Here is a 21,676-nt window from a genome sequence, read left to right as displayed (position 1 = left end):
GCGGTGCCCCGCCGGAGTATCTCCTCGGCCCTTCGGCTCCCGCCGGGGTGGCCCGTTTTCCGCTGGGCGGGATGCCATGGGTGGAGCGGTGCCCCGCCGGAGTATCTCCTCGGCCCTTCGGCTCCCGCCGGGGTGGCCCGTTTTCCGCTGGGCGGGATGCCATGGGTGGAGCGGTGCCCCGCCGGAGTATCTCCTCGGCCCTTCGGCTCCCGCCGGGGTGGCCGGTTTTCCGCTGGGCGGGATGGAACGGGTGGAGCGGTGCCCCGCCGGAGTATCTCCTCGGCTCGCGCGGTTCGGCATGTCGCGGCTGTACCCGGCGGTGCGCGCTCGTCCTGCGGGGACACTCCGCCGTGTCCCCACCCCACGCCAGCGCTTCGGTGTCCCCCGGAACCGGGCTCGTACAGCTGGAGCGGGGACGGGGAGGGGTGTCCCCGCAGGACGAGCGCGCAACCACCCCCCACAGCCGCGAAGTGCCCGCCTGGCGCGAGCCGAGGAGATACCCCTGCGCGGCACCGCGACCGACCCCCACCGCGCCCGGATCCCGCCCCGCCGCCCCGCCAGGGGTACGGCACCGAGCCCGAAAATCCCGCCCCGGCCCCCCGCGAGGGGTACGGCACCGCGCCCGGATCCCGACCCACCGCACCGCCAGGGGTACGGCACCGCGACCGAAAATCCCGGCCCAGCCCCCCGCGAGGGGTACGGCACCGCGACCGGATCCCGCCCCGCCCACGCCAGGGGTACGGCCGGGCCTACCGCAGGTGCGCGGTGTCGTTCAGGAGGCGGACCGAGGCGTTGCCGTCGGCGTAGTAGGCCACCGCCGAGAGGGACGCCGCGGAGAGCTCCATCCGGAACAGGGATTCCGGCGGGGCCCCGAGGGCGAGGCGGACCAGGATCTTGACCGGGGTCACGTGGGTGACCAGCAGGACGGTGCGGCCCGCGTGCGCGGCCAGCAGCCGGTCGCGGGTGGCCGAGATCCGGCGGGTGGCGGCCGCGAAGCTCTCCCCGCCGCCGGTGGGGGCGGCCTTCGGGGAGTCCAGCCAGGCCTGGAGGTCGTCCGGGAAGCGCTCCTGCACCTCGGCGAAGGTCAGACCCTCCCAGGCGCCGAAGTCCACCTCGCGCAGGCCCTGTTCGACGGTGACGTCGAGGCCGAGGCGGTCGGCGACGGCCCGGGCGGTCTCCCGGCAGCGGAGCAGCGGGGAGCTGATGACCGTCTGGACGGTGCCGCGGGCGGCGAGCGCCTCCGCGACGGCCGCCGCCTGGCGCCGGCCGGCCGGTGACAGCTCGGGGTCGCTCCCGCCGCTTCCGGAGAACCGCTTCTGCGGGGTGAGCGCGGTCTCGCCGTGGCGCAGCAGCACGAAGGTGGCCGGCGCCCCCATGTCGGGGCCCCAGCCCTGCCCTGCTGCGGGGGCCGCGGCGGTGGCGGTCGGTGCCGCCTGCGGTGCCGGACCGCCCGTACCGGAGCCGGGCTCCGCCCACAGGGTGTCGGCGCCGGCCCCGCCGCCGCGGGAGGCGGCCAGGGCCGCCCGCGCCGCCGCGGCTCCCGCTGCGGCGTCCCCGGGCGGGCCGGACGGCGGCGGGGTGGACAGGGACCGGGCGGCGGACGCGTCGAGGGCGGCCGAGGAGGCCGACGGCTCCCACTGCTCGCCGCGCTTGCCCGCGTCCATCGCCTCGTTGGCGAGCCGGTCCGCGTGCTTGTTGCGCTCGCGCGGGATCCACTCGTAGGTGACCTGCGCGCGCGGCAGGATCCGCGCGGCCTCCGCCGCGAGCGGCTTCATGTCCGGGTGCTTGATCTTCCAGCGGCCCGACATCTGCTCGACCACGAGCTTGGAGTCCATCCGGACCAGGACCTCGGCGTCCGACGCGAGGTCACGGGCCGCCGTGAGCCCGGCGATCAGGCCCTTGTACTCCGCCACGTTGTTCGTCGCGACGCCGATGAACTCGGCGCGCTCGGCCAGCGTCTCGCCCGAGGCCGGGTCGAGGACGACGGCGCCGTAGCCGGCCGGCCCCGGGTTGCCCCGGGACCCGCCGTCCGCCTCCACGACAAAACGGGGCATCAGATGCCCGAGTCGGCCGTACGGACCAGGATGCGGCCGCAGTTCTCGTGACGGACGACCTGGTCGCGGGCCGCGGCCTTGATCTCGTTGACCTCGGCCATGTCGAGCTCCAGCCGGCAGCCCTCGCAGCGGCGCTGGTAGAGGCGCGCGGCGCCGACCCCGCCCTGCTTGACGCGGATCTTCTCGTACAGGGCCATCAGGTCGGCCGGCATGGAGGTGACGATCACCTCGCGGTCCTTGGTGACCTTGGCGACCTCGGTGTCGATCTCGGCGGTGGCCGCGTCACGACGGGTGGTGGCGTCGGCCAGCTTGGTCTCCAGGGCGGAGACCCGCTCGGTCAGCCCGGTGACGCGCTCCTGCGCGGCCTCCAGGCGCTCCATGACCTCCAGGACCACGTCTTCCAGGTCGCCCTGGCGCTTGGCGAGGGAGACGACCTCGCTCTGCAGGTTCGCCAGGTCGCGGGCCGAGATGCCCACTCCGGAGTCCAGCCGCTGCTGGTCGCGGACCGCGCGCTGGCGCACCTGGTCGACGTCCTGCTCCGCCTTGGTCTGCTCGCGCGCGGTGTCGGTCGCCTGGGTCTGGGCGGCGACCAGCAGGTCGCGCTGCTGGGCCAGGTCCTTGGTGAGCGTGTCGACCTCGGCGTGCTCGGGCAGCGACTTGCGCTTGTGGGCGAGCTGCGACAGCCGGACGTCCAGCGCCTGGACATCGAGAAGTCGGATCTGGTCGGCGGGCTCGGCGTTCAGTTGGGGGCTCCAGAGATAGAAGGGGAGGGTACGGACGGCGCGTGCACCGTCCACGGGTCGGTGACCGTGCGCGAGACGTGGGTGCGCAGACCCCAGCCGTGGCGCTCGGAGATGGCGTCGAGCTGTGCGGCGGCCTGTTCGCACCAGGGCCACTCGGTGGCCCAGTGGGCCGCGTCGACGAGGGCGAGCGGGCTCTGCTCGCGGGCCTCGGACACCGGGTGGTGACGCAGGTCGGCCGTCACGAAGGCGTCCACGCCCGCGGCGCGGACCTCGGCGAGGAGGCTGTCGCCGGAGCCGCCGCTGACGGCGACGCGCCGGATCATCGCGTCCGGGTCGCCGGCGACCCGGATGCCCTGGGCGGTCGGCGGCAGCCAGGCCGCGCAGCGGGCGGCGAACTCGCGCAGGGTCTCGGGGCGGTCCAGTTCGCAGATGCGGCCGAGGCCGCGGCGCCCGGCCGGGTCGCTCGGGTCCGCCACGAGCGGACCGGTGATCCGCAGGTCCAGGGCGCCGGCGAGGGCGTCGGAGACGCCCGGGTCGGCGGTGTCGGCGTTGGTGTGGGCGACGTGCAGCGCGATGTCGTTCTTGATCAGCGTGTGGACGACGCGGCCCTTGAAGGTGCCGGCCTCGACCGTGGTGGTACCCCGCAGGTAGAGGGGGTGGTGGGTGACGATCAGGTCGGCACCCAGCTCCACGGCTTCGTCGGCGATCTCCTGGACGGGGTCCACGGCGAACAGGACCCGGGTGACCTCGGCGTCGGGGTCGCCGCATACGGTTCCGACCGCGTCCCACTGCTCGGCCCGCGAGGGGGGCCAGAGAGCGTCCAGCGCGGCGATGACTTCAGAGAGACGGGGCACGGGCCAAGGCTACCGTCCGTGGCGGCCGGCCCGGTCAGCACCGGTCCCGCTGAAACGGCCCGCCGCCCGCCCGCCGGAGGCCTGCGGAGCCTGCCAAGCGATGCCTCACAGCACAATTACACCGCCCATCACAGACGAATCGCCGCCCGGGCACCCTTACGTGTGAAGCAGCCTCGGTCGTGTTGTTCGGCAGGAATCCCGAAAACTAGCTTCCTCACCGGAGGTGACGGCCCGGATGACTGTCTGTGCCATCGAGATGACGACCACGGCCCCGTTCACGATCTCCGCGGACGGGTCGTACGCCGCCCGGCTCGCCGGAGAGGGCGAGGCCCGCTACGCGGAACGCTGGACCCTCGCCGGTCCCGAGCCGTACGCGGTGCCGCTGCCCCTCGCACAGCCCGAGGAGGCGGACAGCGAGCTCCTCCCGCTGGCCGACGGGCGTGTGCTGATCCACCGGCGGGTCGCGGACCGCCACGCCTTCGCCCTGCTCTACCCGACGGGCGGCGCCGCGGCCGGGCCGCGCACCGGGGAGCTCCAGCTGGGCGGGGTGGACGCGGAGGAGGGCGTACGGGTCTTCCTGCTCCCGCCGGCCCCGGACGGCTCCGGTGCCTTCGCCGTGGCCGCGTCGGAGACCGGGACCACGCTGTGGCAGGTGGCCGGGTGCGCGTTCGGGCCGCAGCGGGTGGCCCGGATCCCGGGGCGCTGCTCGGGCGGTGTCTGGCTGGACCGGTCGGGACGGCTGCTGGCCCTGGACCGCGAGCTGGACGGCACCGTCAAGGCCGTCGCCGTGGACCTGGGGCGCGGCGGCGAGGTCTCGCCGCTGCTCCAGATCACCGAGGACAGCGACGACCGGCTGCTGCTGGCCGAGCCGGACAGCGGGCTGCTGCTGATCCGCTCCGACGCCCCGGGCGAACCGCGCCTGGGCTGGGGGGTGCTGGGCAGCTCGCGTCCGGTCCGCTTCCCGGAGTGCCTGCGGCTCGGGGAGGCGCTGCCCTTCGCCGTCCAGCCGGGCCAGGCCCTGATGCCGGAGACCTGCGGGGTGGCGTTGTGGCTGCCCGAGGGGGACATCGGCCTGTGGCGCCCGGCCGACCGGCGCGTCTTCCGGCTGGCCGCCCCGGCGGGGTGGCTCGGCGGTGCGGGCATGTGGAGCCCGCAGGGCCGCCTGCACCTGCCGTGCACGACGGCGGAGGTGCCCTGCGGGATCGTCGGGATGAACCTTCCTGCTCCCCCTCCCCCGCCGGTCCGCCTGGACCCGCCGCCCCCGCCGTCGCCCCGCCCGGTGCCCCTGCAGCAGGCACCCCTGGCGGGGCGGCAGTAGCGGTTCGGCGGCGGATCAGCCGTGCTTGAGGCCGAGGACCTCGGGCGCGGCGAAGGTCTCGTTCGCCGGGCGGGAGTCGTAGTGCGCGGTGAGGACCTCGTCGAGCTCCTCGTAGGAGAAGGACTCCTTGCCCGTGTCGAACTTGGCCGCCACCTTGGGGCGTTCCATGACGACGACGATGCCGCCGTGCACGACGAAGAGCTGCCCGTTGGCCTTGGCGGAGGCGGGTGAGGCCAGGTAGCCGACCAGCGGGGCGACGTGCTCGGGGGCGAGGGCGTCCAGCCTGCCGTCCGCCGGGACCTCGAAGCCGGCGAAGACGTCCTCCGTCATACGGGTCCGGGCGCGCGGGCAGATGGCGTTGGCCGTCACCCCGTACTTGGCCAGGGCCAGGGCGGTCGAGGTCGTGAGGCCCACGATGCCGCCCTTGGCCGCGGCGTAGTTCGGCTGGCCGGCCGAGCCGCCGAGGAAGGCCTCGGAGGAGGTGTTGACGATCCGGCCGTAGACCGGGCCGCCGGCCGCCTTGGACCGTTCGCGCCAGTGGGCGGACGCGAAGTGGGTGGTGTTGAAGTGGCCCTTGAGGTGGACCCGGATCACCGAGTCCCATTCCTCCTCCGACATCGAGAAGATCATCCGGTCGCGCAGGATGCCCGCGTTGTTGACCAGGATGTCGAGCTTGCCGTACGTGCCCACCGCCAGCTCGACCAGCTCGCGCGCCTGCTCGAAGTCGGCCACGTCGCCGAGGTGGGCGACGGCCCGGCCGCCCGCGGCACGGATCTCCTCGGCCACCTCCTGTGCCGGGGCGTCCGATGCCTCCCCCGAGCCGTCCCGGCCGGGCTGGCCGAAGTCGTTGACGACCACGCTCGCGCCCAGCCGCGCGAGTTCGATCGCCTCGGCCCGGCCGAGCCCGCGGCCCGCCCCCGTGACGATGGCGGCGAGTCCCTCAAGTGGCAGTGACATCCGTACGGTTCCCCTCGGAGATCGGATCTGCGGAACGGGTCAGAGTTCGATGCAGGTGCGCAGGGCGACGCCGGTGCGCATCTGGTCGAGGGCGTCGTTGACCTCGGCCAGGCTCACCCGGTGCGTGATCAGGTTCGACAGGTCGATGCGGCCGGCCCGCCACAGGGCGATGGTGCGCTCGTAGGAGCGGAGCACGTCGCCGCCGCCGTACATCGACGGCAGGATCTTCTTCTCGTCGAAGAACAGCGAGAACATGTTGATCTGGAAGTTGTCGTCCAGGGCGCCGGCCCCGACCACGACGACGGAGCCGCCGCGCCGCGTCATCTCGTACGCCTTCTGGGCGGTCGCGGACTTGCCGACGACCTCGAAGACGTAGTCGAAGCCCTCGCCGGCGGTGATCCGGTTCTTGGCGTCGGCGAACTCCTCCGGGGAGACCGCCTCGGTGGCCCCGAAGCGCAGGGCCGCCTCGCGGCGGGACTCGACCGGGTCGACGGCGATGATCTGGGCGGCGCCCTGCACCTTGGCGCCCTGGATGACGGAGATGCCGACGCCGCCGCAGCCGATGACGGCCACCGAGGAACCGGTCTCCACCTTCGCGGTGTTGATGGCCGCGCCGAGCCCGGTGGTGACGCCGCAGCCGATCAGTGCCGCGATGTCGAAGGGGAGGTCGTCGGGGATCGGAATGGCACAGGCGGCGGGGACGACCATCTCCTCGGAGAAGGTGCCGGTGCCCGCGAAGCCGAAGATGTCGCTGGAGGCCCGCTTGAAGTTGGGGGTGGCGACGTTCCCGAAGGCCTCCAGGCACAGGTGGCCCTGGCCGCGCCTGCAGGAGGGACAGCGGCCGCACGGCGGCAGCCAGCAGACGAGGACGCGGTCGCCGATCTTGTGGCCGGTGACTCCGTCGCCGACGTCGGTGATCACGCCTGAGCCCTCGTGGCCCGGGATGAAGGGGGCGGGCTGCGGCAGGACGCCGCTCATCGCGGAGAGGTCCGAGTGGCACAGGCCGGTGGCCTTGACGCGGATCCTGACCTTGCCGGGGCCGAAGCCCACGGCTTCCATGTCGTCGACGACTTCCAGCTTGTCCTGGCCGATCTCGCTCTGCAGTGCTGCGCGCACGGTGCGGCTCCTTAGTCGGTGCTACGAGTGTTCGACGACGGTGTCGGCGAGGACCGGCGCGTCGTCCCGTTCGACGGCGGTCACCGACACCAGGACGCGGCCGGTGTCCTGCCACATCCGGATGCGCAGCGTCTCGCCCGGGAAGACGATCCCGGCGAAGCGCGTGCGGTAGGCGCGGACGCGGGACACGTCCCCGCCGAGGGCCGTGTCGACGACGGCCTTGAGGGTCATGCCGTACGAGCACAGGCCGTGCAGGATCGGCTGGTCGAAGCCGGCCAGCTTGGCGAACTCGGGGTCGGCGTGCAGCGGGTTCCAGTCGCCGGAGAGGCGGTAGAGGAGTCCCTGGTCCTCGCGGATCCGCCGCTCCTCGACGCGGTCGGGGGCGCGCCCCGGCAGCTCCTCCTTGGCGGAGGGGCCGCGCTCGCCGCCGAAGCCGCCCTCTCCCCGTACGAAGATCTGCGCGTCGCTGGTCCACAGCGGCCCGTCGGCGTCGGCGACCTCGGAGCGCAGCACGATCACGGCCGCCTTGCCCTTGTCGTAGACGGCGGCGACCTTGGAGCTGGAGGTGGCCCGCCCCTTGACGGGGATGGGCCGGTGCAGCTCGATGGAGTGGCCGCCGTGCAGGACGTGGGCGAGGTTGACCTCGATGCCGGGGGCGGCGAGGCCGCCCAGCATGGCCATGCCGGCTCCGGCGACGGTCGCGAAGCTGGGCAGGACGTGCAGCTTGGATTCGAGGGTGTAGCGCAGCTCGTCCGGGTCGGTGGCCGGACGGCCCGCGCCGAGGCCGAGGTGGTAGAGCTGGATGTCCTTGTGGTCCCAGCCGATGTCCCCCTGACGGGGGTCTGCGGCGAGGGCCCTGGCGGCATCGATCGGCATGAGGATGCGGCTCCCTGTCGTCGGTGTAGCGGGAAAATCGCTGCCCTGGAAGACCTCGGCGCGGCCGTCCGCACCGTCGGCCGCACCGAGGTCGTATGCGGGGCCGGCCGGTTCTAGAACGCGTTCTAGGCTCGGCCGGTGAGGGAATGTATAACGCACGCCCCCGCACTTGGGAAGACTCTTGACTCCCCGTCAGATAGGCTTTCCCGGTGGAAGAAATGCCCGTGGAACACCGCCGGAGCCGCACCCTGCGGGTCCTCCTGGAGCCGCACAATCCGGCCCTGGCGATCCAGCTCGGCCTCCAGCCGGACATCGACGTCGTGCGGGACCCGGCGGCCCGCCCGGAGGTGGCGCTGGTGGAGGATCTCGCGGCGGTGACGGCCCTGCTGGAGGATGATCCGGAGTGCCGGATCCTGGTCCTGACGGGCTCGGCGCGCCCCGGTCTGCGGGAGGCGGCGCTCGCCGCCGGCGCGGCGGGGCTGATCGTCCGGGACGGCCGGGTGGAGGACCTCGCGGACGCGATCCGCCGGGCCTCGACGGGCGAGACGGTGGTCGATCCGGCCCTGGGGTGAATCCTTTCGGGGTGCCCGTGCCTCTTGTGTATGTTGCCGACGCCGAGGTCGGCACCTGACCTGGAGGTTGTCGTGATCACTGTTCTCGTCGTCGCCGGCGCGGCCGTCCTGCTCTGCGCGTGCACCGTCGCCGTACTGCGCAAGCGGGGCCGGTCCCGTGGCTGACCGTACGGACTGGCCGGGCGAGGCGCTGGTCGTCGCCGCGCAGGCCGGTGACCTCGATTCGCTCACCGCGCTGGTCGCCGGGTCGCATCCGAACGTACGGCGCTTCGCGCACTCCCTGTGCGCGTCGCGCGAGGACGCCGAGGACGCGGCCCAGGAGGCGCTGATCATCCTGTACCGCAGGATCGGGATGCTCCGGGCGTCCGGGGCGCTGGCGTCCTGGATGTTCCGCATCGTCCGCAACGAGTGCCTGCGCCGCGCCCGGCTGGTACCGCGGGAGCGGGCGCCGCTGCCGGACACGGCCGTCATGTCCGCCGAGGACGAGGTGCTGCGCCGCCTGGAGGCGGGGCGGGTGGCGGAGGCCATCGCCGCGCTGCCGGCGGACCAGCGGCGCGTGCTGATCATGCGGGACGTCCAGGGCCACAGCGGGCGGACCGCCGCCGAGGCCCTGGGATTGAGCACCGCCGCGATGAAGTCGCGGCTCCACCGCGCCCGCGCGGCGCTCCAGCACACCCTGGGAGACACCCGTGCCCACCACTGACACCGCTGTTTCCCCCGGTTCCACCGGTTCCTCCGGGTCCGGCTTCGCGAGCGCGTCCGTGCCGCGGCACCTGGCGCGCGGCGCAGTGGGCTTCGGTGCGCTGATCGCGGCCTTCGCCCTCCTCCCGGTCTTCGGGCCGCTCTCGCTGCTCCTCGCGCCGGTCGGCCTGGTCGCGCTGCGCGGCTGCCCGATGTGCTGGGCGATCGGCCTGGCCGAGACCGTCTCCCGGGGCCGGCTCCGCCGCGAGTGCACGGACGGGCGGTGCGAACTGAAACCGGCGTCCCGCTGACCCCCGGCCCGGACCCGACCGTTCGGTCCGGGCCACCGATTGACGGATTCCGACGCAGCGCGCGCCCGCGTACTGGACCAGGATGAGGCTCCTCGATCCGGTTCGTGGAGAGGTCCGTCATGCGCTTGTCCGCCCTGCCCGCCGCCGCCGCGCTCGTCCTCGCGACTCTTGCCTCAGGCGCGGCTCCGGCCACCGCCGACACCCCGGCCGGCCCGGTCCTCCAGGTCGACCTGGAGGCCGGCAAGGGCCGCCACCACAACACCGGGACGGTGCTGTACGAGCGCGTCGACGGCGCGGTGAACTCGGTCAGGATCAAGACGGTGACGATCTACAGCGGCGAGCTCGACTGCGCCTGGGTGCAGTGGAACAACCCGCACAGCCCGGACGGCTGGTCCAACCTGACCACCGAGCCCTCCTGCAACGGCACCGGCCTGGGCGAGTACCCCGACATCATCATCAAGGCTCCGGCCGGACACCCCCTCAAGGTGCGCCTGGTGGCCGACCACCTCGGCTCGGACGTCGTGCACAAGGACATCCAGAAGCTCTGACCGGCCTTGCGCGCCGCCCCGATCACAGGGGCGGAGCCCGGCTCCGGGGCCGGGCCCCCGGCGTCGGCCGGTGCCGCACCGCGCGGGGCACGGCGGCGGGGCTCCCGGCCGCCGTGCCCCGCGGTCAGCGGCGCAGCATCGTCACCACCGCCGCGCCGCCCAGGCCGATGTTGTGGGCCAGGCCGGTGCGGGCGCCGGCGACCTGCCGCGCCCCCGCTTCGCCCCGCAGCTGCCAGACCAGTTCCGCGGCCTGGGCGAGGCCGGTCGCCCCCAGCGGGTGGCCCTTGGAGATGAGCCCGCCCGAGGGGTTGACCACCCACCGGCCCCCGTACGTCGTGGCCCCGCTCTCCGCCAGCTTGCCCGCGGCCCCGTCCTCGCACATGCCCAGCGCCTCGTACGTCAGCAGCTCGTTGATCGAGAAGCAGTCGTGCAGTTCCACCACGTCCACGTCCTCGATGCCGAGCCCGGACTCCTCGTACACCTGCCGGGCCGCCGCGGCGCTCATCGGCTTGCCGACCACGTCGATGCAGGAGCCCGACGCGAACGACTCCTCCGTGTCCGTCGTCATCGCCTGCCCGACGATCTCCACCGCCTTGTCGTGCAGCCCGTGCGCGACCAGGAACCGCTCGGACACCACCAGGGCCGCCGCCGCGCCGTCCGAGGTCGGCGAGCACTGGAGCTTCGTCAGCGGCGCGTGGATCTCCTTCGCCGCCAGGATCTCCTCCACCGAGTACACGTCCTGGAACTGCGCGTTCGGGTTGTTCGCCGAGTGCCGGTGGTTCTTCGCGCCGACCGCCGCCAGCTGCGCGGGCGTGGTCCCGTGGCGCTCCATGTGCTCCCGCGCCGCGTTGCCGAAGATCTGCGCCGTGGGCGGGGACATCTCGAAGCCGTGGCCCGCCGCCATGATCCCGTAGTGCCGGGCCACCGGCGAGGTCTTGAAGGATTCATCAGCGGCTCCGCCGCGGGCACCCCCGTCGGCCCCGCCCCCCAGCGCGCCGCGCTTCATCTTCTCGAAGCCCAGCGCCAGCACGCAGTCGCTGATCCCGCCCTCCACGAACTGCCGCGCCATCATCAGCGCCGTCGACCCGGTCGCGCAGTTGTTGTTGACGTTGTAGACCGGCACCCCGCTCAGCCCCAGCTCGTACGCCGCGCGCTGGCCCGCGGTGGAGGCCTGGAAGCAGTAGCCGACGGGCACCTGCTGCACCAGCCCGTAGTCCACGCCCGCGTCCGCGAGCGCCGCCGTCCCGGCTTCCTTCGCCATGTCCCAGTACTGCCAGTCCCGCGACTCGGGCTTCTCGAACTTCGTCATGCCGACGCCCACGATGTACGACTTCATGCCCCTGGTGTCCCTTCAGTCCCTCGGGAGGCCGAGAATCCGCTCGGCGACGACGTTGAGCTGGACCTGCGTGGTGCCCCCGGCGATGGTCAGGCAGCGGGACATGAGCATTCCGTGCACCGCCCGCTCCCCCGCCCCCTCCCGCACCGAGCCCGCCGGCCCCAGCAGTTCGAGCGCGAGCTCGGCGGTCCGCTGCTGGTGCGGGGTCTGGACGAGTTTGCGTACGGACGCGCCCGCGCCCGGCTCCAGCCCCGACACCTGCTGGAGCGTGGTGCGCAGCCCGATGCAGGCCAGGGCGTGCGCCTCGGCGGCCAGCGCGCCGATCCGCGCCCGGTGGGCGCCGTCGAGGTCGGCGGCCCGGGCGAGGAGGGCCTCCAGTCCGGTGTCGAAGGTCATCTGGTCGGCCATGTGCACCCGTTCGTTGCCGAGGGTGTTGCGGGCCACCTTCCAGCCGTCGTCGGCCGCGCCGACCAGGGCGTCCGCCGGGAGTTCGACGTCGTCGAGGTACACCTCGTTGAAGAGGGCCTCGCCGGTGATCTCCTTCAGCGGCCGGATGCCGATGCCGGGGGTGTTCTTCATGTCGACGACGAAGTAGCCGAGACCCTTGTGCTTGGGCACCTCCGGATCGGTACGGGCCAGCAGGATCCCGAAGTCGGCGCTGTGCGCGGAACTCGTCCACACCTTCTGCCCGTTGACCAGCCAGGAGCCGTCCTCCCGCCGCTCGGCGCGGGTCCGCAGCGAGGCCAGGTCGGAGCCGGCGCCCGGCTCGGAGAAGAGCTGGCACCAGGTGATCTCCCCGCGCAGGGTGGGGAGTACGTAGGCGTCGCGTTGCACCTGCGTCCCGTAGGCCAGCAGGGACGGCACGATCCAGGTGGCGATGCCGAGGTCGGAGACCTTGACCCCGGCGGCCGCGAGCTCCTGCTGGACGACGAGCTGCTCGACGGGCCCCGCGCCCAGCCCGTAGGGCGGTGGCAGATAGGGGGCGGCGTAGCCGGTGGGGGCCAGGATCCTCCGGGCGGCTGCCGGGTCGAGCCCGCGCGCGTCCTCGATGGCGGCGCGCGCCTTCGCGCGGTGGGCCTCGGCCCGCGCGGGCAGTTCCAGACGCAGCTCGCGCCGCGCCCCGCCCGCCGCGCAGCGCACGGCCCGTACGCGGTGCCCGTCGCCGGGACCGAGCAGCTGGCGGGCGACGATCGCCCGCCGCAGGTGGATGTGGGCGTCGTGCTCCCAGGTGAAGCCGATCCCGCCGAGGATCTGGATGCAGTCCTTGGCGCAGGAGTACGCGGCGTCCAGGGCGGTGCCGGCGGCGAGGGCCGCCACGAGCGAGCGCACGTCGGCGGGCTCGTCCATGGCCTGCGCCGCGTCCCAGGCCAGCGCCCGGGCCTGTTCGAGCCGGACGAGCATGTCGGCGCACAGGTGCTTGACGCCCTGGAACCGCCCGATGGGCCGGCCGAACTGCTCGCGCACCTTGGCGTACTCGGCGGCCGTGTGCAGGGCACGGGCGGCGGTGCCGCACGCGTCGGCGGCGAAGAGCGTGCAGGCGAGGTCACGGACGAGGGCCGCGTCGAGCTCCAGCAGCCGGCCGGCGGGGACGACCGCGCCGCGCGCCCGCACCTCGGCGGTGGGTCGGGTCGGGTCGGCGCTCTCGTGCGTACGGATGTCGAGCGCGGCGGCGTCCACGGCGAACCAGCGGGTCCCGTGCGCGGCCTCCGCGGCGAGCAGTACGACGTCGGCCTCGCCCGCGCCGAGCACGGGCGGCGCGAGCCCGTCGAGCAGGTGCCCGCCGCCCTCGGTGGCCACGGCGGTCAGGGTCCCCGGCCCCAGCGCGACCGCCCCGACCCGGCCGGCGAGGGGCTCGGCCCCGGCCCGGTCCAGCAGTACGGAGGCCAGCACACTCGGCAGGTACGCGCCCGGCAGCACGGCCCGGGCCGCCTCCTCGACGACGACGGCCAGGTCGAGCAGGGTCCCGCCCTCCAGGTGCGGCTCCAGGAGCCCCGACTCCGCCAGCGCGTCCCAGTAGCCGGGCCGCACCCCGGTCCGCGGCGGGGAGTCGAGCAGCTTGCGCACCTCTTCGGGAGGCACGACCCGCGCCACCCAGCCGCGCACCGCCTCGGCCAACTCCCGCTGCTCCTGTGTGATTCCGATGCCCATGCGCGGCAGACTAGAACACGTTCCAATCTGACGGAAGGTCAGATAAGGGTGTTCTTCCGTCCCGCTGTCCGGGTCCTCTCTGTCCTGTACGGGTGGACCTTGCATACGGCTGCGGCTTCGATGTTCGACGATGCCCGGGGTACTGAGGTGCCGGAAGTGTGCTCGGAGGCCAGGGCGACGGCGTCGCCCTTCCTTCACCTGTCCTGGCCATTGACGGAACCGAGACACGGTAGGCAGTTGTCTGCGTCAGCACGCACACTTGACGCTCCGTGCGGAGTGATCACACACGGGGGAGCCCCTGGCAGCCTAAGAAGCGGTCTGCCAGGGGCTCTCCCGAAGATGGAGAGGGGAGACCATGACGACCATCCTGACAGGTGGCCAGGTAGCACACGGCGCGGTCTCCGGCGTGCTGATGGCTGGTGAGTCACCGGCCCCAGGAGAGAACCCCGGCGAGTATGGGCTGGCGGGGCTGTTCATCGCGGTCCTGGAGTCGGTGGGCTGGACCGCCTGCATGTGTGTGCTGGGCGTGCTGATCACCCTCGCCGGAGCCTCATGGATGTGGGGCCAGGCGCCGAAGGCCACCAGCAAGGAGAGGCGCCGGATGCGCTAGGGCGGAGCTGTCCTCGCCAGGCCGAGCTTGCTGACGACGGACGACGCCACCGTGATCTACAACGACATGAAATCGACCTTCTGAGGCAACAATGTCGGCCGAGGTCGCAACTGGTCGGGGCGCCTTCTTGAGCTCGTCGACTCCGGACTGCAGGCATGACGAGCAGGGATTCTCGGCGTGTGATCGGGCCGGTCGCGTGATCTCATCAGGCCGGTCGAACTTCGCTGAGACGGGACAGCTTCGTACGGCGAGACGGCCGTGAGCCTGGGCGTGATCGCCGAAAATGCAAGGTAGGTCTGCACTGCTGCGGTACCGATCGCGCAGCCGCACTCTTCATCCCGCTGGTCACGGCCGGCGACGGGTGCAAGGTCCAGCCGCACCGGACACAGGGCGCGGTGTCCTGTGCGGTTGCACCAGGGTGCCCGGCTCGAAGAGGGGAGCCGCCGGCTGATGTCAGTGGCGCCTGCCACGATGCCCGGACATCGTCACGATCAGGAGAGACACATGGGCACGTGGGACGTCGGCCCCTTCGACAACGACACCGCGGCGGACTGGTGCGGCGACCTCGACGACGCCTCCCCGGAGGCACGTCAGGGCTTGGTTCGAGACGCCCTCGCCCGAGCGGCCGACACCGCCGACGACCTCGACGCGGACGTCGCCGATGAAGCCATCGCCGCAGCCGCCCTGGTCGCCGCGCAATGCCCTGGCGGCGAGCCCGCCCACCCCCACTACGGACCGGACGAGCCCCTCCCCGACCTCACCGGTCTACGCGCCCTGGCCCTCCAGGCCCTCGACCGCGTCATCACCGAGCCGTCCGAACTCCTGGAACTCTGGGCCGAAGCGGACGCTGGCCCCTGGCAGGCAACGATCAACCGGCTCCGCAGCACGCTCACGCCCCAGCCGCCGGGAGAACAACTCCGCCTTTGCTGACTCCCCGCGTCAGCGCAACCACCCGTTCCTTCTGGAAGGTACACATGAGCTGGGACGTTCTCCTCCTCCGCCTGCCCGACGGCACCGCCTCGGTGCAGGACATGGCCGACGGCCACACCCCGCCCCCACTCGGCCCACAGAAGGACGTCCTCAAGTCCGTGAGCCAGGCCGTCCCCGAAGCCGACCTCTCGGACCCCACCTGGGGCAGCCTCCTCGGACCCACCTGGTCCATCGAACTCAACGTCGGCGAGGAGGACCCCGTGGACTCGATCATGCTCCACATCCGCGGCTCCGGCGACGACGTACTCACCCCTGTCTTCCGCCTGGCGGACGCCCTCGGTTGCAAGGTGCTGGACTGCTCCGCAGGAGACCTGATCGCTCCCCAGGAACTCTCAGGCTGGCACGCCTTCCAAGAGTTCCGCGACCGCGTGATCGGCCCCTCCCACTGACTCGGCGCAGCCCTGGCCGCGGCCCGAAAATGCAGAGTCAGCCTGCACAGCTTCGGGCCGGCTGGACCAACGCCTCCTTCCCACGGTTCTCCACCCCAGAAAGCAAGGTCCGCATGACCACCCCCGACTGCCCGCGCTGCGGGCGCGCGCTGACGCCCTTCGCCGTCATGCTCCGCCGCAACCGCTGGGGCGGAGCGGGACCGGCGCCACGCCCCGAGGCGTGGTGGGAGTGCCCTGGGTGCGGCTGGCTCGGCTGCGAGCGCCGCGCGGACGCACCACCCGCCCCCATGCGGCGGCTGGAGGGCGCGGACGGGGACTGCATGTTCTGCGGCGAAGAACAGTCGAACGTCGCCTCCGAGCCGCACCTGCGGGAGGACGGCCTGCTCGGCGACTGGCTGGTCTGCCTGGCGTGCGGCACGAGCAACGGCCGCCGCCTGGGCCCGCCCTCCCGCTAGGGGGTGGCGGGCGGGGCTCCGGGGGCCTGGTCAGCGGCGCGGCGCGGCCTTCAGCGCGGCGCGGCCTTCAGCGCGGCGCGGGCGGCCTCCTTCGCCTTCGTCTCGCAGGCGCCCTTGGCGTACGGCGTCGCCTTGAGGCCCACCCGGACCGACAGGTTGCCCTCACGCACGGCGAGGACGCAGGTCCAGTCGGCACTGGCAGACTCCCAGTACGCCTCCGTGCCGAACCCGAGGCGGGACGCAGCGCGCTGACCGGCCGCCTCCGCCTGGAAGTGCCGCCGTTGCGTGGCCGCGTTGGTCTCCGCGTCCCCGCCGAGGCTCAGGTTCCACCGGACCCTCGCGGTCGGCGACGCGGCGGTACCGGCGCCCCCGCTGCACGACATCTGCGCGGCGTCGACCGTCCCGAGCCAGCTGTCGGTGTCCGCCCGCAGGTCCAGGGGCACCTTCTCGCGCGCCTCCTGGCATCGGGGGACCCCCGCGTAGGCGATGGGGGCGTTCATGCGGTCGCGTACGTACAGCGCCGTACCGGTACCGGCCACGAGGAGGACTCCGGCCGCCACCAGCGCCGCGACCCGGCGCCGCCGCGTGCGCCGCGGACCGCCGGGGCGGGTTTCCTCCGCTGGCGCCTGCGGGACGGGCAGCGGCGTGTCCTGTGTCGGCACCGTGACCGGATCGACCTGGGTCACGAGCTGGGGCGGGGCCTCCGTCTCCGGCCCAGGCTTCGACTCCGGCTCCGGTTCCTCGACGGGAACGCCGGCCAACAGGCCGTCGATCTCGGCCCGTTGCTCGGTGAGCATCCCGTACACGGCGGAGGGCCACTGCCTGCCCGCCGGGGTCACCGGGCCGATCAGCTCGCGCAGCTGCGCCGGGGTCGGCCTGGCCTCGGGGTCCTTGGCCAGGCAGCGCTCGACGAGGTCGCGCAGCCCCGCCGGGACCGCGCCGAGGTCCGGCTCGCCGTGCGCCACCTCGTACAGCGTCTTGAGCGTGGAGGTGGCGGCGAAGGGGCTGCGGCCCGTGAGCGCCATAACCAGCACGGAACCGAGGGAGAAGACGTCGCTGGCGGGCGTGAGCGGATGGCCCTCGGCCTGCTCGGGCGACATGTACGCGGGCGATCCGACGACGAACCCCGTACGCGTCAGCCCTGGCTCGGCCTCCGCCTCGCCCTCCGTGGCCCGTGCGATGCCGAGGTCGATGACGCGGACGCCGTCCTCCGCGAGGAGCACGTTGTCCGGCTTGAGGTCACGGTGCACGAGCCCGGCCCGGTGGATCTCGGCCAGGGCGGACGTCAGACCCGCGGCGAGCCGGCGTACGACGTCCTCGGGCAGCACCCCGGCCGCCTTGACCACGGCCCCGAGCGAGGGCCCGGGGACGAAGACGGAGGCCAGCCAGGGCGTCGGCGCGTCCGGGTCGGCGTCGATCACGGCGGCCGTGTAGGCGGCCGAGACCTTGCGCGAGGCGGTGACCTCACGGCGGAAACGGGCCCGGAAGCCCTCGTCGTCGGCGAAGTGCGCGAGCACCTGCTTGACGGCGACGAGCCGCCCGTCCGGACCGGCCGCCAGCAGCACCCGCCCCATCCCGCCCTGCCCGAGCACACCGACGACCTCGAACGGCCCGACGCGCGCCGGGCCTCCCGGCCCCAACTGCTCCATGTCCCCCGCCCCCTACTCCCCGAGTCGGAAGCGGATCATACAGAGACGGCCTTCACGAACGCGGCGAAAGCGGCGGGGCGGACGGTGAAGACGGGCCCCTCGGGGACCTTGGAGTCCCGCACGGCGACGAGGCAGGGCTGGGCCGCGACCTCTACGCACTCGCCGCCGGTGTCCCCGCTGTACGAGGACTTACGCCAGGCCAGGGCCCCGAGCGGGGCGCACTCTACGCACTGACCACCGGTGTCACCGCTGTACGAGGACTTACGCCACTTCGCGCCCGTCAGGTTCTGGATGGTCTCCATAGCGCTCCTCCATTACGCGGGCAATCAGGGCCGCCGATGCCTCCAGGGGCAGGGCAGCTGCCTGCAAATGATCGTATCGGAGCGAACCCTCCTTGAGAGCCTGCGGATTGGCCGCCATATGGCCCTGCACGAAGTCCTCGGTGTAGACGAGGTCATGCTCGTCTTCCAGCCGCAGGAGCGTGAACGAGCCCATCTGCCCCGCGTGTGCTCCCGCCTCGAACGGCAGGATCTGCACCTGTACCCACTGGCGCCTCTGCATGGCCAGCAAGTGAGCGAGTTGCTCCCTCATGACCTCGCGACCACCGATCTCCTGGTGGAGCACAGCCTCGCTCAGCACCGCCCAACTCAGTGGCGGGTTTTCGCGGTCCAGGATTCGCTGCCGCTCCATCCGGGCCGCCACCTTCGCGTCGAGGTTCTCCTCGCTCCACGCCGCCAACACCGCCCGCGCATAGGCCCCGGTCTGCAACAGGCCGTCCACCAATTGCGCCTGGAACGAGGAGATGTACTCTGCCCGCGCCTCCATCTCCGCATACGGCTGGAACCACGTCGGCAGCTGGTGCCGCAGCACCAGCCCCACCAGCCGCGAGAACACCCCGCCCGTCCCGAGCGCCGCGTCCACCCGTTCCGAGAAGTCCCGCGTCGGGACCCTGCGCGTGGTCTCGACCTGGCCGATCAGCGAGCCCGTACAGAAGACGATGCTGCCGAGCTGCTCCTGGTTGAGGCCCGCGTCCTCTCTCAGGCGGCGCAGTTCGGAGCCGTAGTAGTCCAGCGGTGAGGCGCTGGGATCGAGATCGCGCACGCCGACCATGGACGGTCACCCCCAAGCCAGTTGCCGGTTCCGTGGCCGAGCGTAGCCAGCGGCCGCATTTCAGTGACCCGATTCACCCAACGTGGTACACCGTCGGCGACAATGCCCACGTGGGAGAACTGATCGAAAACCGGTACGCCCTGGAGGAGTTGCTCGGCCGGGGCGGCTTCGGTGAGGTGTGGCGGGCCGAGGACGGGAGGGTGGGGCGGCAGGTGGCCGTCAAGATCGGCTGTCCGCAGACGCCCGAGGAGACCCGCCGCTTCGAGCGGGAGGCCAGCCTCGCCGGGAACCTCGCCCACCCCAACATCGCCACCGTCCACGACTTCGGCCGGATCGAACGCGACGGACGCGACGCCGTCTTCCTGGTGATGGAACTGCTGCGCGGCCGCAGTCTCGCCGACGTCCCGGCGGACGGTGTGCCGCCGCTCGCGGATGCCCTGGAGTGGGCCGGTCGGATCGCGGACGCGCTCGGGGCCGCCCACGCCGCCGGCATCGTCCACCGGGACATCAAACCGGCCAACGTGATGGTCACCGAGACCGGCGCGGTGAAGGTCCTCGACTTCGGGATCGCCAAGGCCGGGTCCGGGTTCGGGGCCGGTACGGATCTGACCGGCACCGGGATGGTCATCGGCTCGTTCCCGTACATGTCCCCCGAGCGCTGGACCGGCGGGGCGAACGGTGTCCCGGTCGACGGCCGGGCCGACCTGTATGCCCTGGGCTGCGTGCTCATGGAGTTGCTGACCGGCGCCCGGCCGTTCACCGCCCGTGAGATGCACGAGCTCCTCGCCCAGCACCTCACGGCCGAGCCGCCCGCGCCCAGTTCGCTGCGGGCGGGGCTGCCGGCCGCACTGGACTCCCTCGTACGGGACCTGCTGGCGAAGGATCCGCGCGATCGGCCCGCGGACGCGGCGGAGGTCTCCCGCCGGCTCGCCGAAGCCGCGCGCGACGCAGCCGCCGGGCGGCCCGCGGGTGCCGTGTCGTACCCGCCCCCGCCCGTGTACGCCCCCACCGTGCACACCGCCGCCGCCGACGCGGTCCGCCTGATGCTGGACCGGCGGCTGACACAGCTGCTGGAGGACTCCCCGGCCGATGCAGTCGACCGGCTCGCCGTGCTGGTCGCCGACCTGACCGAGGAGCTGGGCGCGCAGGACGCGCTCACGGTCCGGGCCGCCTACCACCGGGCGGTGCGGGTGCGCCGGCAGTCCACGACCGATCTGGAACGGATCCTGCCGCGCATGGTGCGGGTCCTGGGCCTGGAGCATCCGGACACGATCACCGCCCGCGCCACCTGCGTCGGCGAGGCCGCCGCCTTCGGGCCCGGTGACGGCCGCCGCCACGAGGAGGAGCTGCGCGAGCTCATCGGGCAGGCCGAAAGGGTGCTCGGCGCGCACGGCGCCGTCACGCTGACCGCCCGCTACCACCTGGCCTCGGCCATGCACCGGGGCGCCCGCGACCGCGACGGCCAGTGGGACGCGCGCACCCGGGAGCGGGCGGAGAGCGAACGCGATTGGCTGGGGCCGCTGTTGCCCGACCTGGAGTGGGCGCTCACCGCCGACAGCCCCGTCCTGCTCGACGTCCGGCGCCGGTTGGCCCACGACGCCTGGCTGGTCGGCGACTTCGCGGGGGCCGCGCAGCTGTACTGGCGCCTCTTCCCGGACCTGGCGGAGCTGGCCGAGTACGGCGATCCCGAGGTGGCCCACCGCGTGCTGCGCAGCATCGGTGAGGCGGGGGATCCCGTGAGCGCGCTCGCGCACATGGACCTGCTGCTGCACCGGCTTCCCTTCCTGAGCGGCAGCCAGCGGCTGGCGCAGGAGGTCTCCGACACCCGCGCGGCCTTCCGGCGGGACGTGCGGGAGCGGCGGCGCGCGGAGGGTTCCGGTGGGCCGGGCGGCGGACTGTCCCGGCTGTTCGGCCGCTGACCGGCAGGCTCCGTACGCCCGCCGGGACCCCGGCCATGGCGTCCTACCAGCGGGTAGGGCAGCATGGGCCGCCACACGCAGCTCAGCAGGAGGAAGAACATGGCCACCCCCAAGCCGGAGACCCTCGCCGCCTTCGAGGCCGCCAAGGGGTTCATGCCCGTACGGGAGGGCCTCGCGCTGTACGAGGCCGCCGCCGCGGCCGGGGCGCTCGGGCTGCCGCTGCTGGAGGTCGGTACGTACTGCGGGCGTTCGACGATCCTGCTGGCCGACGCCGCCCGCGAGGCCGGAGTGTCCGCGATCACCGTGGACCACCACCGGGGCAGCGAGGAGCAGCAGCCCGGCTGGGAGTACCACGACCCGACGGTCGTGGACCCGCAGGTCGGTCTGATGGACACCCTCCCCACCTTCCGCCGGACCCTCCACAAGGCCGGTCTGGAGGAGCACGTGATCGCGATCGTCGGCCGGTCCCCGCAGGTCGCGGCGGCGTGGGGCGGCAAGCTGGGCTTCGTCTTCATCGACGGCGGCCACACCGACGAGCACGCGACGGGCGATTACGAGGGGTGGGCCCCGCACGTCGCGGAGGGCGGCACGCTCGTCATCCACGACGTGTTCCCGGACCCGGCCGACGGCGGCCAGGCCCCGTACCGGATCTACCTGCGGGCCCTCGCCTCCGGCGCCTTCGAGGAGGTCTCCGTCACCGACTCGCTGCGCGTGCTGCGCCGCACGGGGCAGGGGATCTAGGACGGACCGGGGTTTCCCCGGGGCGGGGCGGCCTCTCGGGGCAGGACGTGAAGAACCTCCGTACGGCCCGGGGGCCGTACGGAGGTCGTGTTCGGGTGGCGCTCGCGGGACCGGCGCGGGGGCGGCCAGGGACCTGTCCGGCCCCGATCCGCCGGCCGCCCCCGGGCACGGTCTAGGGTCTGTCGTCAAAGTGATCTTGCGTTGTGGATCATGGTCGGGTGATACGTCGCCATGAACTGTCGGACGCTGAGTGGGAACTCGTGCAGCCGTTGCTGCCTCGGCCCGTGCTGGGGCGGCCG

General features: G+C 73.1%; 22 protein-coding genes. 11 read left to right on the top strand and 11 right to left on the bottom strand.

Annotated elements, in window-relative coordinates; translation table 11 throughout:
- Window positions 1–749: 749 nt before the first annotated feature.
- The 3 genes from E6U81_RS37805 to E6U81_RS37795 are packed head-to-tail and all read right to left on the bottom strand — an operon-like array spanning window position 750 to window position 3,651.
- A complete protein-coding gene (locus E6U81_RS37805; RefSeq protein ID WP_136234522.1) occupies window positions 750–2,054 on the bottom strand; it encodes a bifunctional RNase H/acid phosphatase in 1,305 nt (434 codons plus the stop codon).
- The gene (locus tag E6U81_RS37800; RefSeq protein ID WP_206310126.1) at window positions 2,054–2,797 is read right to left on the bottom strand and encodes a C4-type zinc ribbon domain-containing protein; all 744 of its coding nucleotides are present in this window, start codon (window positions 2,795–2,797) and stop codon (window positions 2,054–2,056) included. Before E6U81_RS37800 ends, E6U81_RS37805 begins: the two co-directional genes overlap by 1 nt.
- A complete protein-coding gene (locus E6U81_RS37795; protein WP_136234521.1) occupies window positions 2,794–3,651 on the bottom strand; it encodes a Nif3-like dinuclear metal center hexameric protein in 858 nt (285 codons plus the stop codon). Before E6U81_RS37795 ends, E6U81_RS37800 begins: the two co-directional genes overlap by 4 nt.
- A 235-nt stretch (window positions 3,652–3,886) precedes the next feature.
- On the opposite strand from E6U81_RS37795, the gene E6U81_RS37790 reads away from it, so the two are divergent.
- Window positions 3,887–4,969, top strand: a complete 1,083-nt coding sequence (locus E6U81_RS37790) for a hypothetical protein (protein ID WP_136234520.1) — start codon at window positions 3,887–3,889, stop codon at window positions 4,967–4,969.
- Between the two features lie 15 nt (window positions 4,970–4,984).
- On the opposite strand, the gene E6U81_RS37785 is transcribed toward E6U81_RS37790, so the two are convergent.
- Genes E6U81_RS37785 through E6U81_RS37775 form a run of 3 tightly spaced genes read right to left on the bottom strand, consistent with a single transcriptional unit; the run spans window position 4,985 to window position 7,918 of the window.
- Window positions 4,985–5,926 (bottom strand): 3-oxoacyl-ACP reductase, encoded by a 942-nt coding sequence (locus E6U81_RS37785; protein ID WP_136234519.1) that lies wholly within the window; start codon window positions 5,924–5,926, stop codon window positions 4,985–4,987.
- Window positions 5,927–5,965: 39 nt separating this feature from the next.
- Complete coding sequence (locus tag E6U81_RS37780; RefSeq protein WP_136234518.1) at window positions 5,966–7,042, bottom strand: Zn-dependent alcohol dehydrogenase; 1,077 nt, start codon at window positions 7,040–7,042, stop codon at window positions 5,966–5,968.
- 21 nt (window positions 7,043–7,063) lie between these two features.
- Window positions 7,064–7,918, bottom strand: coding sequence for a MaoC/PaaZ C-terminal domain-containing protein (locus tag E6U81_RS37775; RefSeq protein WP_136234517.1), 855 nt, complete (start codon window positions 7,916–7,918; stop codon window positions 7,064–7,066).
- A gap of 218 nt (window positions 7,919–8,136) precedes the next feature.
- Here E6U81_RS37775 and E6U81_RS37770 point away from each other — a divergent pair, with 218 nt between their 5' ends.
- The 4 genes from E6U81_RS37770 (at window position 8,137) to E6U81_RS37755 (ending at window position 10,030) form a co-directional block, all read left to right on the top strand.
- Window positions 8,137–8,490 carry a DNA-binding response regulator gene (locus E6U81_RS37770; protein ID WP_240804251.1) on the top strand — a complete coding sequence of 118 codons (354 nt, stop codon included), beginning with the start codon at window positions 8,137–8,139 and terminating at the stop codon, window positions 8,488–8,490.
- 157 nt (window positions 8,491–8,647) lie between these two features.
- Window positions 8,648–9,193: an RNA polymerase sigma factor gene (locus tag E6U81_RS37765; RefSeq protein ID WP_136234515.1), complete on the top strand. Its 546-nt coding sequence runs from the start codon at window positions 8,648–8,650 to the stop codon at window positions 9,191–9,193.
- Window positions 9,180–9,482 (top strand): hypothetical protein, encoded by a 303-nt coding sequence (locus tag E6U81_RS37760; protein WP_206310125.1) that lies wholly within the window; start codon window positions 9,180–9,182, stop codon window positions 9,480–9,482. The genes E6U81_RS37765 and E6U81_RS37760 overlap by 14 nt, the downstream gene beginning before the upstream one ends.
- A 119-nt stretch (window positions 9,483–9,601) precedes the next feature.
- A complete protein-coding gene (locus E6U81_RS37755) occupies window positions 9,602–10,030 on the top strand; it encodes a hypothetical protein (RefSeq protein WP_136234514.1) in 429 nt (142 codons plus the stop codon).
- Window positions 10,031–10,154: 124 nt separating this feature from the next.
- Here E6U81_RS37755 and E6U81_RS37750 read toward each other — a convergent pair whose 3' ends face one another.
- Both E6U81_RS37750 and E6U81_RS37745 read right to left on the bottom strand, forming a co-directional pair.
- Window positions 10,155–11,366: a lipid-transfer protein gene (locus tag E6U81_RS37750; RefSeq protein WP_136234513.1), complete on the bottom strand. Its 1,212-nt coding sequence runs from the start codon at window positions 11,364–11,366 to the stop codon at window positions 10,155–10,157.
- A gap of 15 nt (window positions 11,367–11,381) precedes the next feature.
- The gene (locus tag E6U81_RS37745; protein ID WP_136234512.1) at window positions 11,382–13,514 is read right to left on the bottom strand and encodes an acyl-CoA dehydrogenase family protein; all 2,133 of its coding nucleotides are present in this window, start codon (window positions 13,512–13,514) and stop codon (window positions 11,382–11,384) included.
- Between the two features lie 355 nt (window positions 13,515–13,869).
- Here E6U81_RS37745 and E6U81_RS37740 point away from each other — a divergent pair, with 355 nt between their 5' ends.
- The 4 genes from E6U81_RS37740 (at window position 13,870) to E6U81_RS37725 (ending at window position 15,958) form a co-directional block, all read left to right on the top strand.
- Window positions 13,870–14,124 carry a hypothetical protein gene (locus E6U81_RS37740; RefSeq protein ID WP_136234511.1) on the top strand — a complete coding sequence of 85 codons (255 nt, stop codon included), beginning with the start codon at window positions 13,870–13,872 and terminating at the stop codon, window positions 14,122–14,124.
- Between the two features lie 504 nt (window positions 14,125–14,628).
- Complete coding sequence (locus E6U81_RS37735) at window positions 14,629–15,054, top strand: DUF4259 domain-containing protein (RefSeq protein ID WP_136234510.1); 426 nt, start codon at window positions 14,629–14,631, stop codon at window positions 15,052–15,054.
- A gap of 44 nt (window positions 15,055–15,098) precedes the next feature.
- The gene (locus E6U81_RS37730; RefSeq protein WP_136234509.1) at window positions 15,099–15,503 is read left to right on the top strand and encodes a hypothetical protein; all 405 of its coding nucleotides are present in this window, start codon (window positions 15,099–15,101) and stop codon (window positions 15,501–15,503) included.
- Between the two features lie 113 nt (window positions 15,504–15,616).
- The gene (locus E6U81_RS37725) at window positions 15,617–15,958 is read left to right on the top strand and encodes a hypothetical protein (protein WP_136234508.1); all 342 of its coding nucleotides are present in this window, start codon (window positions 15,617–15,619) and stop codon (window positions 15,956–15,958) included.
- Between the two features lie 50 nt (window positions 15,959–16,008).
- Here the strand turns inward: E6U81_RS37725 and E6U81_RS37720 are convergent, their stop codons facing one another.
- Genes E6U81_RS37720 through E6U81_RS37710 form a run of 3 tightly spaced genes read right to left on the bottom strand, consistent with a single transcriptional unit; the run spans window position 16,009 to window position 18,717 of the window.
- The gene (locus E6U81_RS37720; protein ID WP_136234507.1) at window positions 16,009–17,607 is read right to left on the bottom strand and encodes a serine/threonine-protein kinase; all 1,599 of its coding nucleotides are present in this window, start codon (window positions 17,605–17,607) and stop codon (window positions 16,009–16,011) included.
- 35 nt (window positions 17,608–17,642) lie between these two features.
- Entirely contained in the window at window positions 17,643–17,909 is a 267-nt protein-coding gene (locus tag E6U81_RS37715) for a DUF397 domain-containing protein (RefSeq protein ID WP_136234506.1), read from the bottom strand.
- A complete protein-coding gene (locus tag E6U81_RS37710; protein WP_136234505.1) occupies window positions 17,869–18,717 on the bottom strand; it encodes a helix-turn-helix transcriptional regulator in 849 nt (282 codons plus the stop codon). Before E6U81_RS37710 ends, E6U81_RS37715 begins: the two co-directional genes overlap by 41 nt.
- Before the next feature lie 110 nt (window positions 18,718–18,827).
- On the opposite strand from E6U81_RS37710, the gene E6U81_RS37705 reads away from it, so the two are divergent.
- Together E6U81_RS37705 and E6U81_RS37700 are read left to right on the top strand one after the other, a co-directional pair.
- Window positions 18,828–20,636, top strand: coding sequence for a serine/threonine-protein kinase (locus E6U81_RS37705; protein ID WP_168714858.1), 1,809 nt, complete (start codon window positions 18,828–18,830; stop codon window positions 20,634–20,636).
- Window positions 20,637–20,735: 99 nt separating this feature from the next.
- Complete coding sequence (locus E6U81_RS37700) at window positions 20,736–21,377, top strand: class I SAM-dependent methyltransferase (RefSeq protein WP_136234503.1); 642 nt, start codon at window positions 20,736–20,738, stop codon at window positions 21,375–21,377.
- The last annotated feature ends 299 nt before the right edge of the window (window positions 21,378–21,676 follow it).

It is taken from the genome of Streptomyces sp. A0592 (assembly GCF_004795115.1).
In the GTDB taxonomy this organism is placed as follows: Bacteria; Actinomycetota; Actinomycetes; order Streptomycetales; family Streptomycetaceae; genus Streptomyces; species Streptomyces erythrochromogenes.
Note: the sequence above shows the minus strand (reverse complement) of the source record. Positions and strands in the feature narration are given on the sequence as shown.

What these genes read in the sequence shown, in the direction of transcription:
- E6U81_RS37805 (WP_136234522.1), bottom strand. Translation starts at nt 2,054, where the DNA reads ATGCCCCGTTTTGTCGTGGAGGCGGACGGCGGGTCCCGGGGCAACCCG.
- E6U81_RS37750 (WP_136234513.1), bottom strand. Translation starts at nt 11,366, where the DNA reads ATGAAGTCGTACATCGTGGGCGTCGGCATGACGAAGTTCGAGAAGCCC.
- E6U81_RS37710 (WP_136234505.1), bottom strand. Translation starts at nt 18,717, where the DNA reads ATGGTCGGCGTGCGCGATCTCGATCCCAGCGCCTCACCGCTGGACTAC.
- E6U81_RS37735 (WP_136234510.1), top strand. Translation starts at nt 14,629, where the DNA reads ATGGGCACGTGGGACGTCGGCCCCTTCGACAACGACACCGCGGCGGAC.
- E6U81_RS37785 (WP_136234519.1), bottom strand. Translation starts at nt 5,926, where the DNA reads ATGTCACTGCCACTTGAGGGACTCGCCGCCATCGTCACGGGGGCGGGC.
- E6U81_RS37745 (WP_136234512.1), bottom strand. Translation starts at nt 13,514, where the DNA reads ATGGGCATCGGAATCACACAGGAGCAGCGGGAGTTGGCCGAGGCGGTG.
- E6U81_RS37790 (WP_136234520.1), top strand. Translation starts at nt 3,887, where the DNA reads ATGACTGTCTGTGCCATCGAGATGACGACCACGGCCCCGTTCACGATC.
- E6U81_RS37740 (WP_136234511.1), top strand. Translation starts at nt 13,870, where the DNA reads ATGACGACCATCCTGACAGGTGGCCAGGTAGCACACGGCGCGGTCTCC.
- E6U81_RS37770 (WP_240804251.1), top strand. Translation starts at nt 8,137, where the DNA reads ATGCCCGTGGAACACCGCCGGAGCCGCACCCTGCGGGTCCTCCTGGAG.
- E6U81_RS37720 (WP_136234507.1), bottom strand. Translation starts at nt 17,607, where the DNA reads ATGGAGCAGTTGGGGCCGGGAGGCCCGGCGCGCGTCGGGCCGTTCGAG.
- E6U81_RS37725 (WP_136234508.1), top strand. Translation starts at nt 15,617, where the DNA reads ATGACCACCCCCGACTGCCCGCGCTGCGGGCGCGCGCTGACGCCCTTC.
- E6U81_RS37700 (WP_136234503.1), top strand. Translation starts at nt 20,736, where the DNA reads ATGGCCACCCCCAAGCCGGAGACCCTCGCCGCCTTCGAGGCCGCCAAG.
- E6U81_RS37715 (WP_136234506.1), bottom strand. Translation starts at nt 17,909, where the DNA reads ATGGAGACCATCCAGAACCTGACGGGCGCGAAGTGGCGTAAGTCCTCG.
- E6U81_RS37775 (WP_136234517.1), bottom strand. Translation starts at nt 7,918, where the DNA reads ATGCCGATCGATGCCGCCAGGGCCCTCGCCGCAGACCCCCGTCAGGGG.
- E6U81_RS37730 (WP_136234509.1), top strand. Translation starts at nt 15,099, where the DNA reads ATGAGCTGGGACGTTCTCCTCCTCCGCCTGCCCGACGGCACCGCCTCG.
- E6U81_RS37755 (WP_136234514.1), top strand. Translation starts at nt 9,602, where the DNA reads ATGCGCTTGTCCGCCCTGCCCGCCGCCGCCGCGCTCGTCCTCGCGACT.